General features: G+C 46.8%; 15 protein-coding genes. 7 read left to right on the top strand and 8 right to left on the bottom strand.

Annotation, left to right across the window (positions count from 1 at the left end; translation table 11 throughout):
• Window positions 1-139 precede the first annotated feature (139 nt).
• The 3 genes from QUB24_RS10190 (at window position 140) to QUB24_RS10180 (ending at window position 5,947) form a co-directional block, all read left to right on the top strand.
• On the top strand, window positions 140-3,313 hold the full coding sequence (locus QUB24_RS10190) for an MASE1 domain-containing protein (RefSeq protein ID WP_333153046.1): 3,174 nt from the start codon (window positions 140-142) through the stop codon (window positions 3,311-3,313).
• Between the two features lie 34 nt (window positions 3,314-3,347).
• Window positions 3,348-5,135 carry a PAS domain-containing sensor histidine kinase gene (locus tag QUB24_RS10185; RefSeq protein ID WP_333153044.1) on the top strand — a complete coding sequence of 596 codons (1,788 nt, stop codon included), beginning with the start codon at window positions 3,348-3,350 and terminating at the stop codon, window positions 5,133-5,135.
• A 314-nt stretch (window positions 5,136-5,449) separates the two neighbouring features.
• Entirely contained in the window at window positions 5,450-5,947 is a 498-nt protein-coding gene (locus QUB24_RS10180) for a hypothetical protein (RefSeq protein ID WP_333153042.1), read from the top strand.
• A 141-nt stretch (window positions 5,948-6,088) separates the two neighbouring features.
• Here the strand turns inward: QUB24_RS10180 and QUB24_RS10175 are convergent, their stop codons facing one another.
• Window positions 6,089-6,580, bottom strand: a complete 492-nt coding sequence (locus QUB24_RS10175; protein WP_333153040.1) for a WbuC family cupin fold metalloprotein — start codon at window positions 6,578-6,580, stop codon at window positions 6,089-6,091.
• Window positions 6,581-6,656: 76 nt separating this feature from the next.
• Here QUB24_RS10175 and QUB24_RS10170 point away from each other — a divergent pair, with 76 nt between their 5' ends.
• Window positions 6,657-7,880 (top strand): tetratricopeptide repeat protein, encoded by a 1,224-nt coding sequence (locus QUB24_RS10170; protein WP_333153038.1) that lies wholly within the window; start codon window positions 6,657-6,659, stop codon window positions 7,878-7,880.
• Between the two features lie 89 nt (window positions 7,881-7,969).
• Here QUB24_RS10170 and QUB24_RS10165 read toward each other — a convergent pair whose 3' ends face one another.
• Entirely contained in the window at window positions 7,970-9,052 is a 1,083-nt protein-coding gene (locus QUB24_RS10165) for an HNH endonuclease (protein ID WP_333153036.1), read from the bottom strand.
• Between the two features lie 325 nt (window positions 9,053-9,377).
• Window positions 9,378-10,250 (bottom strand): S-methyl-5'-thioadenosine phosphorylase, encoded by an 873-nt coding sequence (locus tag QUB24_RS10160; RefSeq protein WP_333153034.1) that lies wholly within the window; start codon window positions 10,248-10,250, stop codon window positions 9,378-9,380.
• 209 nt (window positions 10,251-10,459) lie between these two features.
• Here QUB24_RS10160 and QUB24_RS10155 point away from each other — a divergent pair, with 209 nt between their 5' ends.
• Window positions 10,460-10,666 (top strand): hypothetical protein, encoded by a 207-nt coding sequence (locus tag QUB24_RS10155; protein ID WP_333153032.1) that lies wholly within the window; start codon window positions 10,460-10,462, stop codon window positions 10,664-10,666.
• A 247-nt stretch (window positions 10,667-10,913) separates the two neighbouring features.
• On the opposite strand, the gene QUB24_RS10150 is transcribed toward QUB24_RS10155, so the two are convergent.
• The 4 genes from QUB24_RS10150 to QUB24_RS10135 form a co-directional block, all read right to left on the bottom strand.
• Entirely contained in the window at window positions 10,914-11,753 is an 840-nt protein-coding gene (locus QUB24_RS10150) for a Tab2/Atab2 family RNA-binding protein (RefSeq protein WP_333153030.1), read from the bottom strand.
• A 354-nt stretch (window positions 11,754-12,107) separates the two neighbouring features.
• On the bottom strand, window positions 12,108-13,328 hold the full coding sequence (locus QUB24_RS10145) for an adenylate/guanylate cyclase domain-containing protein (RefSeq protein ID WP_333153028.1): 1,221 nt from the start codon (window positions 13,326-13,328) through the stop codon (window positions 12,108-12,110).
• 6 nt (window positions 13,329-13,334) lie between these two features.
• Window positions 13,335-13,877 carry a peroxidase-related enzyme gene (locus QUB24_RS10140; RefSeq protein ID WP_333153026.1) on the bottom strand — a complete coding sequence of 181 codons (543 nt, stop codon included), beginning with the start codon at window positions 13,875-13,877 and terminating at the stop codon, window positions 13,335-13,337.
• Between the two features lie 96 nt (window positions 13,878-13,973).
• Window positions 13,974-14,201 carry a hypothetical protein gene (locus QUB24_RS10135; protein ID WP_333153024.1) on the bottom strand — a complete coding sequence of 76 codons (228 nt, stop codon included), beginning with the start codon at window positions 14,199-14,201 and terminating at the stop codon, window positions 13,974-13,976.
• Window positions 14,202-14,588: 387 nt separating this feature from the next.
• Between QUB24_RS10135 and QUB24_RS10130 the strand changes: the two genes are divergently transcribed.
• Together QUB24_RS10130 and QUB24_RS10125 are read left to right on the top strand one after the other, a co-directional pair.
• On the top strand, window positions 14,589-15,974 hold the full coding sequence (locus QUB24_RS10130; RefSeq protein WP_333153022.1) for a valine--pyruvate transaminase: 1,386 nt from the start codon (window positions 14,589-14,591) through the stop codon (window positions 15,972-15,974).
• Window positions 15,975-16,345: 371 nt separating this feature from the next.
• Entirely contained in the window at window positions 16,346-16,906 is a 561-nt protein-coding gene (locus QUB24_RS10125) for a Uma2 family endonuclease (protein WP_333153020.1), read from the top strand.
• A gap of 48 nt (window positions 16,907-16,954) precedes the next feature.
• Here QUB24_RS10125 and QUB24_RS10120 read toward each other — a convergent pair whose 3' ends face one another.
• Entirely contained in the window at window positions 16,955-19,126 is a 2,172-nt protein-coding gene (locus QUB24_RS10120; protein WP_333153019.1) for a caspase family protein, read from the bottom strand.
• Window positions 19,127-19,139 lie beyond the last annotated feature (13 nt).

Below are 19,139 nucleotides of genomic sequence, written 5' to 3'. Positions count from 1 at the left end.
AACAGTCAACAGTCAACAGTCAACAGTTAACAGTCAACAGTCAACTCCCCCAGTCAGGTGATTCGTCAGGAGGAAGTTCGATCGCCGATCGGCCGCCTAAATTAAAAACTAGGAATGGAGGATTCGATCGCACCTAAACATGAAACTGCTCAACCGCCGCACTCGAACGCTTCTGTACACCGGCATCCTGGCGCTGGCCTACTTTGTTACCGGAAAACTCGCAGCGTCGATGCTGGGACTGGTGAAAGCCGAAGCCTCCCCCGTGTGGCCGCCCGCCGGTATTGCTCTAGCGGCACTGCTACTGCAAGGGCGACGGATGTGGCCAGGAATTGTCCTCGGTTCAGTGCTGTTAAACTCTACCGGCGGTGTACCGTCGGCTGTCATTGCCACATCGGCCTTTAGCGTCACCCTGCAAGCGCTGGCTGGAGAGGCTTTGCTGACTTGGAGCGGATTTTCTACTAAACTCGATCGACTGCGAGATGTTCTGGCTTTAGTAGCGGGCGCTGTCATCGGGTCTACTCTTGTGGGTTCTATCCTCGGCAACTTGGGTACGTGCATTTTTGGTTGGGCTCAGTGGAGCAATTTCTCTCGCAACTGGTGGACTACGTGGCTCGGAGACGGCATGGGAATTTTGATTGTGACGCCTGTGCTGCTGACTTTGAACCACGCCGTTAACAGTTTTAAATTTCCACTAAAACTGAGATCTTTGACTATTTTCAATTACTTGTTTAGGAACAGGCAAGATGCCTGTTCCACAAGAGATGAATTTTCTTGTGGAACAGGCATCTTGCCTGTTCTTGACAATGGTGTAAGAGGTGAGAGACAATCTCGGATTATTTCAAGTTTAAAAGCATTTTTTAACGGGGACAATTACCAATCACAAGTTACAAATTCTCCAAGGAGATTTTCTGCAAAGGAAAACCGCTATAATCTTCTATTTTTAATCATTAATTATTCAGAAATAGCGCTCTGGCTGACTCTATTGCTGAGCGTTAGCTGGCTGTTTTTTTGCTCAAAAACACAAGCGGCGATCGCTCAGTATCCGCTGGAGTATCTGCCTTTTCCTCTGATAGTTTGGGCTGCCCTGCGGTTTCAACCGGCGGGAGCGATTTTTGCTTATTCGATCGTCTCTTACATCGCGATTTGGGGAGCAGTACAGGGAGGCGGCCCGTTTTTGGCCAAAAGCGATAATCTCAAACAGGCGGTTTTATTTTTACAAGCTTTTACCGGTATGATCGCCCTTGTGGCTCTGATGTTGGCCGCCGCCGTAGCAGAACGCCAGCAAGCGCTGGTGGAGGTGCGCCGCACGGCCGCCATGCTGCGCGATCGCGAAGCTAGTTTAGCCAACGCTCAGCGCATCGCTCAGTTGGGAAATTGGGATTTAAATTGCGCCGCCCTCACAGCAACTTACAACTGCCAAGAATCCGCAGAACATCATATATCCAATATCGAATTGCGGTGGTCAAACGAACTTTACCGCCTCTTGGGTTTTGCTCCGGGAACGGTCAAACCGACACCTGAAGTTTTTTTGCAGGCCGTACATCCAGAAGACCGAGAATTGGTGGCGCGATCGCAGCGCCAAGCTATGTTTGATCGCCAAGCCTATTGCATTAACTACCGAATTGTGCTGGCAGATGGCTCCGAACGCACTGTCTGCGAACAGTCGGCAATTGAGTCAGGGGCGATCGCCGCCACAGTCCAAGACGTTACCGAACGCCACCGCGCGGAAACTGCTTTGCGGGCGTCCTCGGATCGCGATCGCTTGCTCTCAGAAATCGCCCTGCGAATTCGCAACTCCCTCGATCTCGAAGAAATTCTCAACACTACTGTTGCCGAAGTCCGGCAATTTTTCAAGGCAGACCGCGCTTTCATCGGTATTGTGGAGGCGGACGGGGTAAACCTTCCTAGGCCGGTGTACGGTAAGGTTGTGGCCGAGTCTGTGGATGCCCAATGCCGTTCTCTTTTGGGGTGGGTACTCGCTGACGAGAATCACCTTGAAAGCCAGAAAACTTTTTATGCTAACAACCGCGTCCGATCTATCTCCGATTCTGCTAGCGTTCAACTCAGCGTTCCAATTGCCCAATTGTACAGCGACTATCAAATTCGCGCGACGTTAAATGTGCCGATCGTCCTGGGGGATGAATTATTCGGGATCTTGGCCGTCAACCAGTGTTCTGGGCCCCGCGAGTGGCAGGAATTTGAAATTGATTTGTTGGAAAAACTCGCTACCCAAGTGGCGATCGCTCTACAGCAAGCCCAACTTTTGCAGCAGGTAAAAGCTCTCAATGCCAACTTGGAATCTCAAGTCGAGGAACGCACCCGCCAACTACAGCAAAAAATGCACGAGTTGCAAGAAAGCAACCGCCTGAAAGACCTATTTTTGCACGCAGTTTCTCACAATCTCCGCACTCCTGTTATGGGAATGTTAATACTTCTGAAAAATTTGCTCAACAAATCGCCCTCTGACTCCATACCAGATGTTCCGGTTTCTCGATCGATTTTGCAGCGCATCGTTCAGGCCAGCGAACACCAGTTGACTATGGTTAATACCCTGCTCGACGCTCACGCTAGCGAGGTGAAAGGGATTGTTCTCAATACTGTACCGCTGCATTTGCCGTCTTTAGCTTCAGCCATTGTTGCCGATTTAGAACCGATGCTGGCCAAAAATCAAGCAACTTTGACTCAGGAAATTCCGGCGGATTTGCCACAAGTCAATGCCGATCGCCAACACTTGCAGCGGGTGCTAGAAAATCTGTTGACTAATGCTATTAAACACAATCCTCCGGGAGTCAATATAACTTTGAAAGCCGAGGTAATTGAAGTTGAAACAGCGCTAAGTTATGAAGAAAATTCACAGGCTTTAACATCGCCCAATAATCCCCTTGCCCGCTGTGTCGCTAACCGGATACCTGCTGCGGGCGATCGTCCTAGGATGGGCGAGACCACCCAGAAAAATCAGGAAACCCTGGCCAAATTCAACCTCGACGGCAGTTGCAAAATGCCCCGCTATCAGGGTCAAATTGGCAATATCGGCAGCAAATTGCCGGGTGTCACCGTAAAAATGGTTCGGTGTACTGTAACAGATAATGGAGTGGGAATCAGCGCCAAACAGCGGGAATCTCTGTTTGAACTTTACGTTCAAGACCCTAATAGCCGACAATTAACAGGGCTGGGTTTGGGGTTGTACCTTTCCAAGCAAATTATCAAAGCTCACGGCGGCTTCATCGGCCTCGAAAGCACTCCCGGCGGTGGTTCGACTTTCTGGTTTTCCCTACCTGCTGTTAACTCGGACGATCCCTCTTTGTCAATCTAAAATCTAAAATCTAAAATCTAAAATCTAAAATGGTATGAACTATTTGGGCAATGCAAAATCAGTTCAGGGGTTAACGGTTTACGAGGTGTGGCGCGATCGCTTCCTCCGAGATCGGCTGCGCCCTGCTGTCGGAATTGCCATCTTTTTTGCCTTCACAATAACGGTTTATTTTGTGGGCGAAAGATTCTTAGCTCGCCAGGAGTTTGAAAGTGTTTATTTGTACACTAGCGCTGCTGTAGAATTGGGTTTGTTGACCTGTTTTGTATTGCAAAAAACCTCCTTTGGACAGCGCTATCCCGGTTTGCTATTTTTGGGTTTTTCGTGGTCGCTGACGGTGGTTGTACAGATTGGGCTAGCTGTCGCACAAGTCGGGGACTTACCAATTTTTACCTGGAGTTTAGCGTTTCTGATCCAAGCTACGCTGATGCCCGTCCGCTGGCGCCTCCACCTAATTTCTCAACTCGGCGTTTTGTGCTGCCACGTCGGGATAAATTTGGTTTTAAATCTAAGTTTTGCTAAGTATACTGCTTTTAAGTTGACCGGGTTGTACTTATATTTGTTTTGGTTTTGTTTGATTTGCGATTTGTCGGTTTATTGGTACGAATGTCTGCAACGGAAAGAGTTTAGTACGAGGCGTGAGTTGGAATCTGCTTACCAGCAGTTGGAGGCGGCGGAGGCGAAGTACCGCAGCATTTTTGAGAATGCCGGCGAGGGGATTTTTCAAAGCACTCCCGATGGTCGTTATATTACTGCCAATCCCGCTTTGGCGCGGATTTATGGCTGCGATTCCCCGGAAGAAGTGACGGCAAAGTTTACTGATATTGAGCGGCAGTTGTACGTCGATCCGGCTCGCAGAAATGAGTTTTTGCGATCGATCGAGGAAAGCGGCACAGTATCGGATTTTGAATCTAAAATTTACCGCTGTGACGGCAGTATTGTCTGGATTTCCGAGAAGGCGCGGGCGGTACGGGACAGCAGCGGCGCCGTGCTTTATTATGAGGGTTTAATTGAGGATATCACGCAGCGCAAACAGGCACAAGAATCGCTGCGGCTGTTTATCCACGCTCTTTCTCACGACTTGCGAAACCCGGTGGCGGGAATGTTAATGGTGCTGAAAAATTGGCAAACGAAAACCGGGGATTCGATCGCAATTCCCCGTTCGGTTTTGGATCGGATGATTCAAGGTAGCGAGCAGCAATTGCGCTTGATAAATTCGCTGTTGGAAGTTCACGCCGGGGAATTGCGCGGTTTGGTTTTGCACTGCGATGCTGTTGATTTGAGGGCGATAGTTGAAGCTGCTGCGACAGATTTGGAGCCTTTAATGAATGAGGGTAAAGCTACTTTTAAAAATTTGGTTCCCGAAGATTTCCCAGCCGTGAATGCTGACAAAACTCAGTTGTGGCGTGTGTTCTCTAATTTGATTGCTAATGCTTTGAAACACAATCTGCCCGGACTAAATTTAACCGTTTCGGCTCAATTAATCAAGGCCGGAAAATTAACTATAAATCAAACAACAGCAAAACAAAACATCGACAAATTACCGATTACCAATCCACAATTCCCCATTACCAATCCCGGAAGTAGGATGATTTACTGTACCGTGGAAGATGACGGGGTGGGAATATTGCCGGAACAGTGCGAACATCTTTTTGACCTTTACGTTAGGGGCGATCAATCCCGACACTCCGTCGGTTTGGGTTTGGGTCTATATCTTTGTCGGCAAATTATTGGCGCTCACGGTGGCCAAATTGGGGTAATTAGCACTCCCGGTGCTGGGGCAAGTTTTTGGTTTACTTTGCCGGTGGCTGAGAATTGCAGGTGATTTTTTGGTATTTTAAATTACATTTAATCTAGCAATCGTGCCAGATATTTAGAAGGTTATTAATTGCTGAAACCATTGCAAAATATGCTTCTTCGTTCTGCCGTGGCTATACTTGTGTTGTGCCGTCGCAGGTGCTTTTTGAGTGGTTCAAGCCAAATCAGTCGATCGGACTATTTCTATCTGAGTATTGATATTAATTTAAAACCGTGGTATACTTACCCAAAAGTTTTTCAAGGAAAAATAAAAATCATATCTTCACATTTTCTTTAGAAACATCATTTAATCTAGAAAATCTCTAAAACTAGATAAAAAATATGCAATTTATGTTTGTCGAGCAAAGCTCAGAAAATACAGCTAAAGACGATGCAGCTAAGTACGACTCAGCTAAATATAACGAGCGGTCGTTCTCAACTTTAATTCGGACGCTCCGTCTTTCCCAAGGTTACTTTTCTTTCGTTTTAGTCAACTGCAACTCGCTAGCTTTGCGGCAGCAAATAGTCGATCGGCTGCAAGTAAATTGTCCCGTGCAACCGCGGCAACTGTTTTTGCCCGAATCGGCGACAACTCTCTACACGACAATCGCAGCAGAAATAGACGGGGAACAGCCTCCAGCTTTAATGATCCTGGGTTTGGAATCAGTGGAGGCGATCGATCGATTGCTCATTTCTACCAACCTACTATGCAGCGAATTCAGCAAAACATTTTCGTTTCCCCTCGTCTTTTGGGTGACGGATGAGATCCTGAGAAAAATCATTCGCACCGCCCCGGATTTATACAATCGAATGACGACAATTAGATTCATCAGTAATTAGTAATCAGCCGATCGATTTTAGATTTTAGATTTTAGATTTTTAACACTCAACAGTCAATCGATTTTAGATTTTATATTTTAGATTTTAGATTTTTAACACTCAACAGTCAACACTCAACACTCAACACTTAACAGCCATTAGTCAACTGTTAAATTCCGCTTCCCAAATCAGGACTAATTCTCGCGCCGCCGCAGTTCCCTCAGCAGGAAAACTTGCCAAAAAGTCTTTATCCGCCGCCACGTCGTAAGGCCCTTCCTTAAACTCCAAAATCACAGTATCCTGTGTCAAAGCTACTAACGTGTGAATAGTGCCCTCTGGCAGTTCGACAGCGCGAGTCGGGCCGGCCGCGCTGACTCGCAAGGATTGCAGGATTTGACCGTTTTCGCTCAAAATAACAATACCGACTTCTCCCTGAATCACCACAAAAAACTCAAAACCGTTAATTGCAGGCGGGCGCAGGTGTTGGTGAGGGCGGACGTAAGTGCCCGGTTGCAGCACGTTGACAAACCGCTGCACTTTTTCAGACAAATCGTGGAAATTGTAGTTTTGTCGCTGGCGGGGACTGCGGCGGGAGGAAGCGGCCACTTCGTCTAGCAATTCTTGCGTCAGCAATTTGATCGGAGGGGACTGCACAACAGATATCCTGTATTTAATAGTTTGTGAACAAATGGGCTAGTCTGGGATCATCGTTATCAGCATCTCTTGACACATGGAAATCGCAACTCAGGTGCGTATCACTAAGGCAATGCGTTTGTCAAGTATCTTTAGAAAAAGTATTAGCCCGATCGCCCTTTTGACTATTCTAGTCTGCGCCAGTAGCGTTTCTGCCTCGGAACCGAGGTCGGCACTGTTAATTCAGCAGGAATTCCCACAGCAGCAACTTAAAGAAGAAATTCGCGATCGAGTTCAAGAAGAAGTTGACATTGCCTTCGGGCGCACGGCGGTACTGCTGAATGGGCTAGTAATTGCCCTAACTTTGTTTCCGACAGCAGCCGGAGTCGGGGTTTGGTTTCTGTTGAGAAAATTGTCCAAACAGACAACAATTGCTCGCCAAGAAATTGAAAGTCTCCATTACGATACAATCTCTCAATTAAAACTATTAATTTCCGACGCTGAAACTATCTTAGGCGAAATTCAACACCAAAATCACTCGGCAGAGGCAGAAACAGACCTTTTATTCCCCGATGCCCAAATTCAAGAATTTGCTCCGGTTAACTACGGAAATTACCAACAGTTATTGACAGCCGCCGACTATGCTAAACAGGGAGATGCTTGTTTCTTTGAAAACCGTTATCAAGATGCGATCGCAGCTTACGATCAGGCCCTGCAAATTCAGCCGGATTTAGCCGATACTTGGAATAACCGAGGAGTAGTGCTCACGAGAATGCAGCGGTATCCAGAGGCGATCGCCTCTTACGAACAAGCTACTACAATTCGCCCCAATTATCCCGATGCTTGGAACAATCGAGGCGTGGTATTGTTGGAGTTGCAGAAGTACCAGGAGGCGATCGGGTGTTACGAACAAGCAATTCAAGCCAAACCCGATTATGCCGATGCTTGGAACAACCGAGGCGTTGCTTTTTCCAAAATGCAGGAGTACGAACAAGCAGTAATTTCTTACAATCAAGCCCTACAAATTAAAAATGATTATACTGACGCTTGGAACAATCGAGGCGTTGCACTCTCCAAATTGCAAAAATACGAAGCTGCGATCGCTTCCTACGACAATGCTGCTAAAATTAGACCTGACTTTTACAGAATTTGGTACAACAAAGCCAGATGTTATGCGCTACAAGGTAAAATTGAATTAGCCATTGAAAATTTAAAGCGGGCCCTCAATCTGAATCCGAATGTGTGTAAAGAGTTGGCAAAAAGTGAAGCTGATTTGGAGAAGATTCGCGAACATGACGCATTCAAGCAGTTGATAAGTTAATAGCTGTAATTGTAGGCTGCGTGACCACAAATCATTTCAAATTTATCACTGGTGACTAATAAAAGTCACGCGCCGAAAAATTACGCTATCTACATTCGATCTATCAATTCATCCGAAGTCACACAAAGTCTTGTGCTGTCTCGATTACTTTTGCCAATATTACACTTTTTGCAAAGAGTTTGTAGATTACTCATCTCGTTAGAACCACCTTTTGAGCGGGGGATAATGTGGTCAACTTCCAATAAAACTCCATCTTCTTTTGACGCTCTACCACAGCTAAGACATTTCCATTTATCTCTAGCAAGTACAGCCCACCATTTACCTGCTCTCACAAAAGAATAACTGTCTAGTTCAGGCATTTCTGAAGAATCGAAATCTTCCTCCTCGCTTTCTTCTGTTTCTATTTCATTTTCGGTATTTTTAAAAGCGAGATAAAATTCTTTGAATTGCTCAAGCCTATTTTCAAGCTGAGGTTCTCGTCCTTCACCAATACAAATAAATGATTCTGCTAAAGCGTATAAGAGGATGAATGCAATAATTAGTTCAGACAATCCTCGCCCTGGACTGACAGGAAAGTAGTATTTTGGTGATATCAACCTTATAGCATCTGACCCTACTTCTTCAGGCACAATTGCCTGATGAAGAGGCAGAACTTCAAATTCAGGATTATACGTCGTATGTGAAATACGTGCGACCGATAATAGTGGCATTAAAACCTCGCTATACTTAGCGACAAGTTGGGAAATTATTGCCACGTAAGCATCATCAACGCCTTGACGAAATGGCATTAGCTCAGCATGAATTGTTCCCCTAGGAAATACCTTAAACGTCAGATAAGTGGGATGATGAAAAAAGGGCTGTCCATTTCTCTTGAGAATTTTGAGCGGTTTCTCACCCCGTTTTGCAATAATTCCAATATGAACAAAGCCATAGTCTTTGTTCTCCTTTGCTTTATCTCGATGACTTGGAGAGTAGGCAAAAGTCATTCTCTCGTATGGATTCACATCGTAGACTAGCGCCACAACATCAAGGGTATAACGCAGTAAAGTCTCTAGCCGAGGGAAGAAATAATTTTGCAGTGTTGAAAGCCTGGTTTTAGTGTCAGGAATATTGAAAATTTGAGTATCTCTCTCTTCAAAAATTACTTCATTAATATTGTGACTATCTGGCACGTTTCTGACTCCCTGTATTTCACGAGCTATTCAATCATATCAAATCCATTTACACTCCTTATGATATCATTTAAGATTTGACCTATGTCATTGCGATCTTTTAGCGAAGCAATCGCAATCGCTACGATATCATTCCGATGCTGCCGGAAAGGATATCACACCGATCGATAGCTTGCTAGTTTGCTGTATTCCTAATTTGTGGTGGAATTCGAGTCTATCACATATTGCAAACTAAAGTCCACACTACAAACTAATTTTAGTGCAGCCCATCGATCGGACATGATGTAATGGGTTGGGTTTCGTTCCTCAACCCAACCTACAACTACTACAAATATTTCTGCAAGAGCAAACCCATTTTCTCCTTAGTGGCGGCCGGCACTTGATCCAGCCGAGTCAGAATTGCATATTTCAAAGCTGAATGTGCATCAGATACTGGGGGATTTTCTGTTAGTCTACGGACTGTTTCTTGAATGACTTTTTGAGCATTCTCTGCATTGCGGTGCAAATTTGCTATTACCATTTCTACTGTTACGCTGTCGTGATCTTCGTGCCAGCAGTCATAATCGGTGACTAATGCTAAAGTTGCGTAGGCAATTTCTGCTTCTCTGGCTAATTTTGCTTCGGGCAAATTTGTCATCCCGATGACTGTCGCCCCCCAACTGCGGTAAAGGTGGGATTCTGCTTTTGTGGAAAATGCGGGGCCTTCCATGCAGACGTAAGTGCCGCCCCGGTGCAGGGTAACGTCGGTGAGGTTCAAGGATTCGATCGCACTTGCCAATACTTTAGCCAATTCGCCGCAAACCGGATCGCCGAATGTGATGTGACCGACTATTCCTTCTCCAAAAAAAGTAGAAACTCGATTTTTTGTGCGATCGATAAACTGATCCGGCACTACCATATCTAAAGGTTTCGCCTCAGCTTTCAGGGAACCAACCGCCGACGCTGAGATTAAATACTCAACTCCCAAACTCTTCATAGCATAAATATTTGCGCGATACGGCACTTCTGAGGGCAAAAAAGTGTGGTTGCGGCCGTGTCTAGCCAGAAATGCTACCGGTGTACCGTCCAATGTTCCCACAATGGCGGCATCGGATGGTGATCCAAAAGGTGTATCAATTTTCACCTCTTCAATATCTTTGAGGGCCTCCATTTTATACAAACCGCTGCCGCCGATAATTCCGATTTTTGCTTGTGCCATTTTTACCCTCTGCTTGAGTTTTACCACAGTGATTCTATCGGGCCATCGTTAAGTTGGGGTAAAGATAATTAAAGATTTGGTGACAACAGTCACCCGACATACACTATTTTGTCACAAAAAATATGTGATCTTAATCACAAAGTAGCTTCACAAAATCTTTAAAAATAAAGGTACATAGTTCTGTTACTTATTTTTAGCGTGTTAAGACCATGACAGTCAGCTCTGCTAACCTCCCCAAAATCTCGATCGAGGCGATCGTCGAGCGCATCTTTGCTTTTCGCCAAATTACCCCCCTTGACAGACGGCTGCTGAAGTCAGCAATGCTAGCCCAGAAAGGTCTTAACGAAAAAGACCACTGTCACATCAACCGAGTGTGTCAGGGCATCCAAAACGGATTGATTTTAGTTGTAGAATAACTTTGCTACACTATCTCTTGCTAGCTCAAGAAGCGGTTTTCAAATTAGTGTTTGAGTCTGTATGTCCTAGAACTGAGTTCGGGCGGTGTTTTACTATTTTTCGGCGCGCGATCAATCAACATCACAAATAATATTATTTATATCGTTGCCGGTGGCATCGGAATAATAACATCGAGTCAACAGTCAACAGTCAGCAGTCAACAGTCAACAATCATTTCCCTCGTGCAACCGGAATTGATATTACATCTTATCGATCAAAATTCAACAGCCAAAAGCCTGTATAAGTCATGCCACTATCATCAGGCTGCACTAACAAAAAATGTAATCCTTTACTTAATTGCTTGCGCTGTTGGTAAATTTGGGCCGCCGCTTTCACCTCGCTATCCTCAAAAGTAGCCACAACCCACCTATCTACTAACCCAGCTTCCAATATCAATCCGTCGGGTTCTCCAGCGATATAATTCAAAGCAAAAGGTTTGGCGTCCTGAAGCCATCTAGCCAACCGCATAGACTGGCGTCCGCCGTCAATTACAACTCCCGGTACGGGTACTGTTGAGGCCAAGCCCAAATTCAGCGGTAACAGCAATTCTGGCATTTCCAAAATTGGCAGGGGACGCCCTTGGAAAGCATCTTCAATGTCGCCGGCGGGTAGGGAAGCAAAACGCCAACCATCGCCCCAGAGGTTTTCGGGTAAGGGTACGGGCGGCGGCGAGTCGAGGGCGATCGCACTGTAAGTTTCACCTGTATAATTAGGCATACTCGAATATTCTTTTGCCCGTTGTTGCAGCAACAATTTCAGAGCCGCAGTGCGCCGAGTCGCTTCTACCTTGATGCCCAAAACTTTGCCCGCCGCTTCGATTAAGCCCAGAGACTGAGGCCTAAATACTTGAATCAAATCTGGCAAATTCTGAGTTTGAGCTTGCTGCTGCAACTGCGAGGCTAGCCAAGTGGAATTTGCGTCCCCCTGGCTACAAACATCGCTAAATTGAAAACTGCCTTCCGAGTCGCAAATTAAGAGTTCCCACAGTGGTTTGCCAGTTTCGTCTTGGAGAGGGCGGCGGTAAAAATCGGCTTGCCAAATACGCATAAATAATTTAAAAATAAAATCTACAACTCGATAATTTTAATATAGCCTGGTGACAATCCGATACAATACCGAACTTTGAAAAAAAACTTCGAGCGATATAGCCATCCTCGCATCATTTGTAAATTTCTTACTCCCTCCCCTTTATAAGGGGAGGGTTGGGGTGGGGTAAAAAATTTACGACTCCTGCAAGGATTGCAATATCTAACACCCCTTAAAAAAACTGCAACTGTAGGCCAGCGATCCAAACCGTGCTAATAATCAGTAATTCCCCCTTCTAAAATCTAAAATCTAAAATCTAAAATGGTATAACGGCTCCCTTAGCCATCCTCCCTTAGCAATTAGCCATTCCCAAATTTATTTAAGATGGTGAACCAAATACATATCCAACTCGCCTTTATTTTTAGCATAAATTTTTCCTCGGTATTCGCATTCAAAAAAATCTCTAACTAATTCAAACGTGTCGTGAGAGATATTGATATTTCCAGGTACGCCGGAAGATTCCATTCGAGATGCAGTATTAACTGTATCTCCCCAGACATCATAGGAAAACTTTTTATGGCCAATTACCCCAGCAAGTATAGGGCCTGAATGAATGCCAATGCGGATATCCCAATAAGGGATATTTTGTTGAGCTTTCTGTATTTTTCTCAAATCCATGAACTGTCGAATTTCTATGGCGGCAAGTACAGCGTCAAAGGCGTGTGTTGGGCGAGGCGTAGGAATTCCCGCCGCACACATATAGCTGTCGCCAATAGTCTTCAGTTTTTCCATAGAGTATTTATCCATCACGCGATCGAAATAAGAAAAACAATAATCTAGTTCGTCAACCAACTCTCGCGGCGTCATGTTTTCAGATAACTGAGTAAAGCCTTTAAAGTCAGTAAATAAAACCGATACGCTATCATAATAAAGTGGTTCCACTTTGCCGTTATTTTTGAGCTCCTCGGCAATTTCCACCGGGAGAACATTCAACAGTAGCTGGTCAGATTTGTGCTTTTCGGCATCGAGTTCGGAATACAGGCTATTTATCTCTTTAAAGCGTTCAGCATTGCGGATGGCTGAGGATAGTTGCAAAGCCAAAAGATAGCCAATCCGCAAGTCTTCTTGAGTGTAAGCCCCCGGCTTGGTTGTGGCAAAATTAATTGTCCCTAAAACCTTACCTTCGCTTTCCAAGGGAAGGATAATTTGCGAAGCGTAGGGGGATAAAATAGCAGTACCACCCGCTTCTTGAATTAATTGAGGTTGACGTGTTGTGAAAGCCTTCTTAATAGGGCCGCCCTCTGTCAGGGCTGAAATATCTACAGGGATATGCGGGCCAAATAAGGTCATGCAAGCGTTAGTGCTGTGCAGACAAACGCTACAGTGTTCAAAGTCCAGCAGCCATTTGGCTTGCTTACCTACTACCCGCAAAATCTGGCCCAGATCGAGGGTGCGGTTAATGGCAGTGGCAATTTCGTTGACGGCGGAAATGCGGATGGAAAGCGCTTGAGCTTCTGCTAACAAACGGCGGGCTGTCAACAGAAGCTCTTCTCGATCTTGATCTTCTAGCCGATCGCCCATAATATGGGTATACAATATAGATTACAAAGCATCTATTTCGAGGGCTATTGCATCAGTATATCGGTTGACAAAGCTAAACAGGTCGGCTGTTGCAATAATCTCAAATATTTCAGAATCATCTAGCCCTAAATCCCGCAGGTTTTGGTAATCACTTTCTGTCATTTCCAGGGGTTTTGTAGCCGCCAGCAAGCCAAAGGTAATTACGGCTTTATCACGTTTTGGCAAAGGGCAGTTGGCAAAGTCAGAAACTAGGGTTCGCAGTAGTTCTTCGCTCATCCCCAAGGCTGACAATCCGTGCAGGTGAACTTGGAGAGCGTACTCGCTATTATTTGATTGGGAAATAGCGACGCCGACCATTTCTTTAAGGGTACGGGGTAAGTCTCCTTGCAGAATCGTTCCCCGGAATTTTTTCCAATTTGCTTCTAATAGGTCAGGGTTGATTGCCATTGACTTGAACAGGTTGGGGACGATGCCAAACCCCAAGTCTGTCAATATTTCTTCGTACACTGCTTTGGCTTTTGGATCTGTAAGTTGCTCGTATTCTATAAGTGGAAAGTGTGTCATTGTTGTGTTGAATTTTACAGCAGTTAATTTGGGTGGGAATTTACGTGTTTGTTATGTAACGCCACTCAAATGGCGACCTTACGACCTATCTTGGCTTTAGTCGGATTGATAATAAAATGCACCGCTGTCAGCAAACCGCGAATCATGAAAATGAGCTAGCAACAAATCTGATTCTTGAGGCTGGATTAAACCTGTAATTATAGCAGTAACCCGATCCAATAAAATTCTGTTGCGATCGGGTTTTACGACTAATTTTAGATGTTTCCAATGGTTGTTGTCAAGTATCGGCAATTCATCTGGCGCGGCGGTGTGAAATCTTACCACAACTCTTGAATTAGAGATGGCTGTTCGGTTCGCTAATTTTTAGGCAAAAAACACTGTTCGATCTCACATCTTGCACCATTGTCAAGAACAGGCTTTTCGGCCTGTTCCACAAAGAGTGAATTTTCTTGTGGAACAGGCAGGAAAGCCTGTTCCTAAAAAGCTTATTGAGAATGGTGCAACATCTCAGTTCGATCAAACTCCACAAATGGCCACAATCTTATACTCCGGCGCGCGCACAGGGGAAGAAATAAAACGCTGTGCATCGAGTTTATTGAATTAATCAGAAGCTCGATCGACAACCCATGCCCCAGACAAGCTAGGCTAACGCCTGCGACTAGAGTTATTATGGGTAAACTGTAAACTTCTATCATTGTCGCTGCATTTGCTATGAACCCTGCCCTGACTCAATTTGGCGCTCAGATGTCCCACCTCACGGGAGTTCGGGCAATTATGAAAGATATTATTGAAACTCTCAGAGCCGGCAGCGGGCAAGAGTTTATCAATTTGAGCGCCGGAAACCCGGTGATTTTACCGGAAGTCGAGCAGTTGTGGCGCGACTGCACTGCGGAACTTTTGGCGAGCCCGGAATACGGCGAGGTGGTTTGTCGCTACGGTTCCAGTCAAGGTTATCAGCCGTTTATCAATGCGGTATTGGCGGATTTTAATCAGCGTTACGGACTGAATTTGACCGATCGCAATATTCTAATTACTCCCGGAAGTCAATCGATTTACTTCTACGCAGCCAACGCTTTCGGCGGCTACACCGCACCCCCCCCATCCCCCCCTTACCAAGGGGGGGCAACGGCCAATCAATCCCCCCCTTACCAAGGGGGGGCAACGGCTAATCAATCCCCCCCTTACCAAGGGGGGGCTAGGGGGGGTAGCCTTAAAAATATCGTGCTACCGCTGAGCCCAGACTACACCGGTTACGGCGGCGTTAGCTTGATTCCCGAAGCGGTAGTCGCCTGCAAACCTACCCTCGATATTGATGCAGCCGCCCACAGGTTCAAATACCGCCCGGATTTCAGCCAATTGTCGATCGACCAAACCACCGGCTGCGTCATTTTTTCCCGTCCCTGCAACCCCACCGGCAACGTTCTCAGCGACGACGAAGTTAAGAAAATTGCCGATTTAGCTGCCGCTTTTGACGTACCGGTGTTCGTTGATTCCGCCTACGGCCCTCCCTTCCCGTCCTTGAATTTTACCGAAATGACGCCGATTTTTGGCGGCAATATCGTGCACTGTATGAGTTTGTCGAAAGCTGGATTGCCGGGAGAAAGAATCGGAATTGCGATCGGCGATGAAAAAATTATTCAAATATTAGAATGTTTTCAGACCAATATGTGCATTCATTCGCCAAGATACGGGCAGGCGATCGCAACTCGTGCCATTGCTTCCGGCGCTCTTGCGGATATTTCCATCAACGTAATTCGCCCGTACTATCAAAGCAAATTTGCGATCGTAGAAAGCACTCTAGAACAAGCAATGCCGAAAGATTTGCCGTGGTTTTTGCACCGGGGCGAAGGAGCAATTTTCGCATGGTTATGGCTGAAAGATTTGCCAATCACTGATTGGGAACTGTACCAAGAGTTGAAAAAAGTCGGCGTAATTGTCGTGCCAGGAAGTTCTTTCTTCCCCGGTTTGCGGGAAGATTGGCAGCACAAACATGAGTGTATACGCATCAGTTTGACTGCAACAAATGATGAGATTGAAACTGCCATGAAACGCTTGGCTCAAATGGTAGAAAAGCTTTATCAGTCAGTTGACAGTTGACAGTTGACAGTTGGCAGTTGGCAGTTGACAGTTGACAGTTGACAGTTGACTGTTAACATTCCCAATACTTCGGGTACGCGGTTCCTGAGCGACTCGTGCTGAGCGTAGCCGGAGTAAGTCGAAGGGCATTACAAGTGACCAATTACCAATTATCAGTTACCGATGATAATGACCGAAAGCATCCAGGATACCCGCCACGTGATTCATCCGTCCAGAAATAAAAAACCTGTATCCGATGAAACTTGCCGAACGTATTGATCTGTGGGGTCAATGCTTTAATCTAAAATCTAAAATCTAAAATCTAAAATCGATTGACTTTTTCCTTGGCAGATCGACTACAATTTAAAAAATAATTAGCAGCGCGGTGGGTTATGGCAGTGCAATTACTCAAAAGGTTGTTGACCGTAGAAGAATATCATTTAATGGGCAAAGCTGGTATTCTTTCCGAGGGCGATCGGGTAGAACTGATAGAAGGAGAACTGATCCAAAGGGCAGCAATTGGAACTCGTCATGCTTCCTGTGTGAGACGATTCATCGGACTGTTCAGCGAAATTCCCAGTAACCAGGCTTTTCTGGATGTGCAAAACCCCATCCAGTTGAGCGAGCGCACCGAACCTCAACCTGATGTAGTATTGCTGCAACCCCGGGCTGATTACTATTCAACAGCACATCCAGTACCGTCAGAAGTTTTGCTGTTGATAGAAGTATCCGATAGCACGGTTGATTACGATCGAGATGTGAAAGTTCTTATTTACGCTCGATCGCTCATTCAAGAAGTCTGGCTAGTAGATATAGAGGCACAATGTTTAGAAGTTTACCGCCAGCCAACTCCTAATGGTTACAGTTTAATCCAAAAATTTTGGCGGGGTCAACAAGTTGCGTCGCTCGCCTTTCCTGATTTGGAAGTGAATATCGATTTCGTACTGGGATAGATTCGGATTATAGGTGATAGAAAACATTCCCCAGTCCCCATTTTTCAATTAAACTACCCGATAAACAAAACTCAGAGTTGCCCAAACATTCACATCCAAAGCCAAATCATCCGTCGATATCCCCACTTTCTGTACCCCCGGAATGCTAGCCGCGTGCAAATCTTCGAGTACCGCCCGCGCCACATTTAAAGGATTCAACAACACTCGAATGGGCAGGGCATCCCTCGTTTGCTGCATTTCGGCTTCTATTGCAGCCAGAGTTTGAGCGAAGGGACTCTCACTAAATATAATCAGAGTTTCCGCAAGTCCGATCGGCAAGGATACCGCCCACCCGATCGCCCCAGCCGCCGGTACAATCAAATTCTCCCCCGGAGCGATCGCCCGCGACATTCCCCCCACAGCGTCTTTGCCCTCAGCGCCGAGCACTGAAAGCCGTCCCCCGCTATCCGAGCCAAATACCGCAAAGTAAACCGGGCGATCGCTGTCGTTATACAATCTGCATTGAATTCGGCTGCTGTTGCTCACATTTAATATATGAGCACTGGCGGATTTCTCACTTTCTCCGCTCAGCGGTTCCAGCCTATAATCACCGCCGGCCCGCACCGGCTCCCGCTGTGCCATGATCCGCGCTTGCGGTGCGGTAGTTGCCAGAACCGCCCGCACCTTCAGGCGCGAAGACCCCTCATTGGCTGTCAGCCGCAGCAACTTCCCAGCGTGCAGCGCTTTCAACTGCGGAGTCAAGCGCTGCACCGCCACCTTAACTGCTTCTCCCCCGTCGCCCTCAGTATCGGGAATCAGCATTTGAGCCAAAGAAAACAAACCGTAACGGCTTGGATACAAAGCAGGCTCGTGAGCCGAGGAAGTTTCGGCTAAAGCCGTTTCCGAGACTCTGCCGAACCGACAGTCAGCCCATTGCTCACTGCCTACCGCCGAAACTTGTGGCACAGTCGCAAAGGCGCTGGTAGCGTCCACGCGCTCGATGCGTTCCAAACCTGAGTCCAAAGCTACTGTCAAACCGATATTTCGCGGCAATACCCGAACTTCTTCCCTCACGAGTTCGCCGACTGTTAATTGGCCGTCTGTTTGAGCAGACCCATCTAAAACTTGGGCTTTAGCAGAGAGGCCCGTGCGTCCCCGCAGCAAAAGCCTCGCGCCCTCCGAGTCATCCACAGCAAACACAGAACCCCCGGAGCACTCCAAAACCGAGGGCGACAACCCCCCCAGCCACAACTGCACAGTTTTGCCCCCCTCTTCCACCGCCGTCACAGCGCCGTCAGATGCAGGGGAATTCAACATTAAATTTGAAAAATTCACCGCTGATGCGGTGGTTAAATTGTGATTGAGAATTTGCGGTTGCTGCGATAACCCCGCGATTTGCTCGACAGTACCCGCAGCGCGACTGAAATTGACGCTGAAGCTGCTAGCGGGAGTTGCCCACCACAAAGTTTGGGTGAGGGCGTAGGTAAACAAACCTGCGGTAAATCCGCCCCACTCTTGTTCGGCGGCGAGTTGGGAATCCGCACCCGCGGCAAGTACGGTGGCAGCAGGACGAAGATTTTTGCGGGTTCGGAGGTCTTGGGCAAACGTTAATTCTGGGAGGCCCGGCTCGCCGATGGTGGGGCGGGGGCGGGAGCGAATGCGAAAGTTGCCGTTTGTGGGGAAACCCCGATAGTGGTAGCTGGTGTCGAGGATGGCGATCGCATTTTCTGTCGTGAGCGATCGCATCAACAGCAACAGCGTTTCCTCTAAAATATCGTTCACCGCCCGGTTTGCTAACAACGGCAAAACATCATCCGCCGGCACCAAACTGTTTTGGATTTTTCCGGGAGACTCGCCCAAGCTGACTCGACTACCGCAGCCGCTAAAGTGAAAAACTACCACGTCACCGGGTTTTGCTTGTTGAGTCAAGTGAGTGATAAAAGCCGTCTCGATATTCTCCCTCGTAGCTTGAGCGTCAGTCAAAGTCAAAATGTCCGACGGCACAAACCCAAACCGATATATCAGCAGTTCCCGCTGCATTTCCACATCCGTAACGCAGCCGTGCAGGGGCGAGTCTGGATATTTGTCAACGCCAACCAACAAAGCCAATTTCCTGGCTGTCGGCTGCGCTAAGGCTTGGAGGTAGCGCGAGCCCAACGGCAGCCACAAAGCCTCGCTGATGCCGATGGCGGCCAGCACCCGGCCAGCTTGCTGCAAAAATTCCCGCCGCTTGAGTCCCATTTTTAAATAGCTT

Origin of the sequence: Microcoleus sp. B9-D4, from assembly GCF_036705105.1 — a bacterium.
GTDB lineage: Bacteria > Cyanobacteriota > Cyanobacteriia > Cyanobacteriales > Microcoleaceae > Microcoleus.
This window is presented reverse-complemented; position numbering and strand designations above follow the sequence as displayed.

Excerpts from the sequence above, each read along its gene's own strand:
- QUB24_RS10190 (WP_333153046.1), top strand. The coding sequence starts at position 140 with ATGAAACTGCTCAACCGCCGCACTCGAACGCTTCTGTACACCGGCATC.
- QUB24_RS10185 (WP_333153044.1), top strand. The coding sequence starts at position 3,348 with ATGAACTATTTGGGCAATGCAAAATCAGTTCAGGGGTTAACGGTTTAC.
- QUB24_RS10180 (WP_333153042.1), top strand. The coding sequence starts at position 5,450 with ATGCAATTTATGTTTGTCGAGCAAAGCTCAGAAAATACAGCTAAAGAC.
- QUB24_RS10170 (WP_333153038.1), top strand. The coding sequence starts at position 6,657 with ATGGAAATCGCAACTCAGGTGCGTATCACTAAGGCAATGCGTTTGTCA.
- QUB24_RS10160 (WP_333153034.1), bottom strand. The coding sequence starts at position 10,250 with ATGGCACAAGCAAAAATCGGAATTATCGGCGGCAGCGGTTTGTATAAA.
- QUB24_RS10155 (WP_333153032.1), top strand. The coding sequence starts at position 10,460 with ATGACAGTCAGCTCTGCTAACCTCCCCAAAATCTCGATCGAGGCGATC.
- QUB24_RS10150 (WP_333153030.1), bottom strand. The coding sequence starts at position 11,753 with ATGCGTATTTGGCAAGCCGATTTTTACCGCCGCCCTCTCCAAGACGAA.
- QUB24_RS10140 (WP_333153026.1), bottom strand. The coding sequence starts at position 13,877 with ATGACACACTTTCCACTTATAGAATACGAGCAACTTACAGATCCAAAA.
- QUB24_RS10130 (WP_333153022.1), top strand. The coding sequence starts at position 14,589 with ATGAACCCTGCCCTGACTCAATTTGGCGCTCAGATGTCCCACCTCACG.
- QUB24_RS10125 (WP_333153020.1), top strand. The coding sequence starts at position 16,346 with ATGGCAGTGCAATTACTCAAAAGGTTGTTGACCGTAGAAGAATATCAT.
- QUB24_RS10120 (WP_333153019.1), bottom strand. The coding sequence starts at position 19,126 with ATGGGACTCAAGCGGCGGGAATTTTTGCAGCAAGCTGGCCGGGTGCTG.